The sequence below is a fragment of the Streptococcus sp. 400_SSPC genome (assembly GCF_001072745.1).
In the GTDB taxonomy this organism is placed as follows: domain Bacteria; phylum Bacillota; class Bacilli; order Lactobacillales; family Streptococcaceae; genus Streptococcus; species Streptococcus xiaochunlingii.
In genome coordinates this window covers 1-5,129 of sequence record NZ_JVIQ01000075.1, presented here as the reverse complement: position 1 = coordinate 5,129, position 5,129 = coordinate 1, and the positions used below count along the sequence as shown (strand labels likewise).

Sequence of the window (5,129 nt, the reverse complement as noted above, 5' to 3'; positions counted from 1 at the left end):
CGTTTCTCTTATCCGCCGATTGGAATTTCGATTTCCTCTCAATTCCAACTAAGCTAAACTCCCAAATGAGCCTAGATTCCTCTAGACTCAACCTTGCTAAGCGACTACCATATCTCACAGGGGGCAACCCCCAACTACTTCCGGCGTTCTAGGGCTTAACTTCTGTGTTCGGCATGGGTACAGGTGTATCTCCTAGGCTATCGTCACTTAACTCTGAATGATGAACATTCAAAATTGAATACCTATATTCTAACAAAAATCTAACCTGCTGTAAATATCCTCAGTTACTTTTTGGATAAGTCCTCGAGCTATTAGTATTAGTCCGCTCCATTGCTCACACAACTTCCACTCCTAACCTATCTACCTGATCTTCTCTCAGGGCTCTTACTAACATATAGTTATGGGAAATCTCATCTTGAGGTGGGTTTCACACTTAGATGCTTTCAGCGTTTATCCCTTCCCTACATAGCTACCCAGCGATGCCTCTGGCGAGACAACTGGTACACCAGCGGTAAGTCCACTCTGGTCCTCTCGTACTAGGAGCAGATCCTCTCAAATTTCCTACGCCCGCGACGGATAGGGACCGAACTGTCTCACGACGTTCTGAACCCAGCTCGCGTGCCGCTTTAATGGGCGAACAGCCCAACCCTTGGGACCGACTACAGCCCCAGGATGCGACGAGCCGACATCGAGGTGCCAAACCTCCCCGTCGATGTGAACTCTTGGGGGAGATAAGCCTGTTATCCCCAGGGTAGCTTTTATCCGTTGAGCGATGGCCCTTCCATACGGAACCACCGGATCACTAAGCCCGACTTTCGTCCCTGCTCGAGTTGTAGCTCTCGCAGTCAAGCTCCCTTATACCTTTACACTCTGCGAATGATTTCCAACCATTCTGAGGGAACCTTTGGGCGCCTCCGTTACCTTTTAGGAGGCGACCGCCCCAGTCAAACTGCCCGTCAGACACTGTCTCCGATAGGGATCACCTATCCGGGTTAGAGTGGCCATAACACAAGGGTAGTATCCCAACATCGCCTCCATCGAAACTGGCGTCCCGATCTCTATGGCTCCTACCTATCCTGTACATGTGGCACAGACACTCAATATCAAACTGCAGTAAAGCTCCATGGGGTCTTTCCGTCCTGTCGCGGGTAACCTGCATCTTCACAGGTACTAAAATTTCACCGAGTCTCTCGTTGAGACAGTGCCCAAATCATTACGCCTTTCGTGCGGGTCGGAACTTACCCGACAAGGAATTTCGCTACCTTAGGACCGTTATAGTTACGGCCGCCGTTTACTGGGGCTTCAATTCATACCTTCGCTTACGCTAAGCACTCCTCTTAACCTTCCAGCACCGGGCAGGCGTCACCCCCTATACATCATCTTACGATTTAGCAGAGAGCTGTGTTTTTGATAAACAGTTGCTTGGGCCTATTCACTGCGGCTGACCGAAGTCAGCACCCCTTCTCCCGAAGTTACGGGGTCATTTTGCCGAGTTCCTTAACGAGAGTTCTCTCGCTCACCTGAGGCTACTCGCCTCGACTACCTGTGTCGGTTTGCGGTACGGGTAGAGTATGTTTAAACGCTAGAAGCTTTTCTTGGCAGTGTGACATCACTAACTTCGCTACTAAACTTCGCTCCCCATCACAGCTCAATGTTATAGAACTAAGCATTTAACTCAATTCACACCTCACTGCTTAGACGTGCACTTCCAATCGCACGCTTTAGTTAGCCTACTGCGTCCCTCCATCACTACATACTCTAGTACAGGAATATCAACCTGTTGTCCATCGGATACACCTTTCGGTCTCTCCTTAGGTCCCGACTAACCCAGGGCGGACGAGCCTTCCCCTGGAAACCTTAGTCTTACGGTGGACAGGATTCTCACCTGTCTTTCGCTACTCATACCGGCATTCTCACTTCTATGCGTTCCAGCACTCCTCACGGTATACCTTCTTCACACATAGAACGCTCTCCTACCATACCTATAAAAGGTATCCACAGCTTCGGTAAATTGTTTTAGCCCCGGTACATTTTCGGCGCAGGGTCACTCGACTAGTGAGCTATTACGCACTCTTTGAATGAATAGCTGCTTCTAAGCTAACATCCTAGTTGTCTGTGCAACCCCACATCCTTTTCCACTTAACAATTATTTTGGGACCTTAGCTGGTGGTCTGGGCTGTTTCCCTTTCGACTACGGATCTTAGCACTCGCAGTCTGACTGCCGACCATAATTCATTGGCATTCGGAGTTTATCTGAGATTGGTAATCCGGGATGGACCCCTCACCCAAACAGTGCTCTACCTCCAAGAATCTTAATGTCGACGCTAGCCCTAAAGCTATTTCGGAGAGAACCAGCTATCTCCAAGTTCGTTTGGAATTTCTCCGCTACCCACAAGTCATCCAAGCACTTTTCAACGTGCCCTGGTTCGGTCCTCCAGTGCGTTTTACCGCACCTTCAACCTGCTCATGGGTAGGTCACATGGTTTCGGGTCTACGACATAATACTAAAGCGCCCTATTCAGACTCGGTTTCCCTGCGGCTCCGTCTCTTCAACTTAACCTCGCATCATATCGTAACTCGCCGGTTCATTCTACAAAAGGCACGCTCTCACCCATTAACGGGCTCGAACTTGTTGTAGGCACACGGTTTCAGGTTCTATTTCACTCCCCTCCCGGGGTGCTTTTCACCTTTCCCTCACGGTACTGGTTCACTATCGGTCACTAGGGAGTATTTAGGGTTGGGAGATGGTCCTCCCAGATTCCGACGAGATTCCACGTGTCTCGCCGTACTCAGGATACTGCTAGGTATAAAGACTATTTTAAATACGAGGCTATTACTCTCTTTGGCCTACCTTCCCAGGTAGTTCTTCTATAATCTTTAAGTCCACATTGCAGTCCTACAACCCCGAAGAGTAAACTCTTCGGTTTGCCCTCCTGCCGTTTCGCTCGCCGCTACTAAGGCAATCGCTTTTGCTTTCTCTTCCTGCAGCTACTTAGATGTTTCAGTTCACTGCGTCTTCCTCCTCATATCCTTAACAGATATGGGTAACAGGTATTACCTGCTGGGTTCCCCCATTCGGACACCCCCGGATCTAAGCTTACTTACAGCTCCCCGAGGCATTTCGTCGTTTGTCACGTCCTTCTTCGGCTCCTAGTGCCAAGGCATCCACCGTGCGCCCTTATTAACTTAACCTTATTAACCTAATTTCTTTAAAAATTAGAAAACTCATTAAATATTCACAGCGTTTTCGGTTTATTTTCTTGTTACTATTTGATATAGATATTCAATTTTCAATGTTCATCCTTGGTGATCTCTCACCAATGGAGCCTAGCGGGATCGAACCGCTGACCTCCTGCGTGCAAAGCAGGCGCTCTCCCAGCTGAGCTAAGGCCCCACAAGACCTCTCAAAACTAAACAAGACGAACGTGCAGGTTTCCTTATCCTTAGAAAGGAGGTGATCCAGCCGCACCTTCCGATACGGCTACCTTGTTACGACTTCACCCCAATCATCTATCCCACCTTAGGCGGCTGGCTCCAAATGGTTACCTCACCGACTTCGGGTGTTACAAACTCTCGTGGTGTGACGGGCGGTGTGTACAAGGCCCGGGAACGTATTCACCGCGGCGTGCTGATCCGCGATTACTAGCGATTCCGACTTCATGTAGGCGAGTTGCAGCCTACAATCCGAACTGAGACTGGCTTTAAGAGATTAGCTTGCCGTCACCGACTTGCGACTCGTTGTACCAGCCATTGTAGCACGTGTGTAGCCCAGGTCATAAGGGGCATGATGATTTGACGTCATCCCCACCTTCCTCCGGTTTATTACCGGCAGTCTCGCTAGAGTGCCCAACTGAATGATGGCAACTAACAATAGGGGTTGCGCTCGTTGCGGGACTTAACCCAACATCTCACGACACGAGCTGACGACAACCATGCACCACCTGTCACCTCTGTCCCGAAGGAAAACTCTATCTCTAGAGCGATCAGAGGGATGTCAAGACCTGGTAAGGTTCTTCGCGTTGCTTCGAATTAAACCACATGCTCCACCGCTTGTGCGGGCCCCCGTCAATTCCTTTGAGTTTCAACCTTGCGGTCGTACTCCCCAGGCGGAGTGCTTAATGCGTTAGCTGCGGCACTGAGTCCCGGAAAGGACCCAACACCTAGCACTCATCGTTTACGGCGTGGACTACCAGGGTATCTAATCCTGTTTGCTCCCCACGCTTTCGAGCCTCAGCGTCAGTTACAGACCAGAGAGCCGCTTTCGCCACCGGTGTTCCTCCATATATCTACGCATTTCACCGCTACACATGGAATTCCACTCTCCCCTTCTGCACTCAAGTTAAACAGTTTCCAAAGCGTACTATGGTTAAGCCACAGCCTTTAACTTCAGACTTATCTAACCGCCTGCGCTCGCTTTACGCCCAATAAATCCGGATAACGCTCGGGACCTACGTATTACCGCGGCTGCTGGCACGTAGTTAGCCGTCCCTTTCTGGTAAGATACCGTCACAGTGTGAACTTTCCACTCTCACACTCGTTCTTCTCTTACAACAGAGCTTTACGATCCGAAAACCTTCTTCACTCACGCGGCGTTGCTCGGTCAGACTTCCGTCCATTGCCGAAGATTCCCTACTGCTGCCTCCCGTAGGAGTCTGGGCCGTGTCTCAGTCCCAGTGTGGCCGATCACCCTCTCAGGTCGGCTATGTATCGTCGCCTTGGTGAGCCGTTACCTCACCAACTAGCTAATACAACGCAGGTCCATCTGGTAGTGGAGCAATTGCCCCTTTCAAATAGTTGTCATGCAACATCTACTGTTATGCGGTATTAGCTATCGTTTCCAATAGTTATCCCCCGCTACCAGGCAGGTTACCTACGCGTTACTCACCCGTTCGCAACTCATCCRSWMRGWGCAAGCWCCWWSCTTCAGCGTTCTACTTGCATGTATTAGGCACGCCGCCAGCGTTCATCCTGAGCCAGGATCAAACTCTCATTAAAATAATTGTTTGTCTTAAACTCATTCTGTCACTGACAGATTTATTGTTTTTTTCATTGTTCAGTACTATAACCTTAGTTATAGTGCCCTGCACATTGGTTCGTCTTGTTCAGTTTTCAAAGGTCTTTGTCGCTCT

At 49.6% G+C, this 5,129-nt stretch carries 1 tRNA gene and 3 rRNA genes; all 4 read right to left on the bottom strand.

The features are described from left to right. Nucleotides 1-95: 95 nt before the first annotated feature. Nucleotides 96-211 (bottom strand): 5S ribosomal RNA (rrf, locus tag ADH49_RS09505). Nucleotides 212-291: 80 nt separating this feature from the next. Beyond that, nucleotides 292-3,192: ribosomal RNA gene (locus tag ADH49_RS09500) — 23S ribosomal RNA — on the bottom strand. Between the two features lie 129 nt (nt 3,193-3,321). Further along, a tRNA-Ala gene (locus ADH49_RS09495) sits at nt 3,322-3,394 on the bottom strand. A gap of 53 nt (nt 3,395-3,447) precedes the next feature. Further along, nucleotides 3,448-4,995, bottom strand: a 16S ribosomal RNA gene (locus ADH49_RS09490). Together the 16S, 23S and 5S rRNA genes with 1 tRNA gene alongside form the textbook arrangement of a ribosomal RNA operon. Nucleotides 4,996-5,129 lie beyond the last annotated feature (134 nt).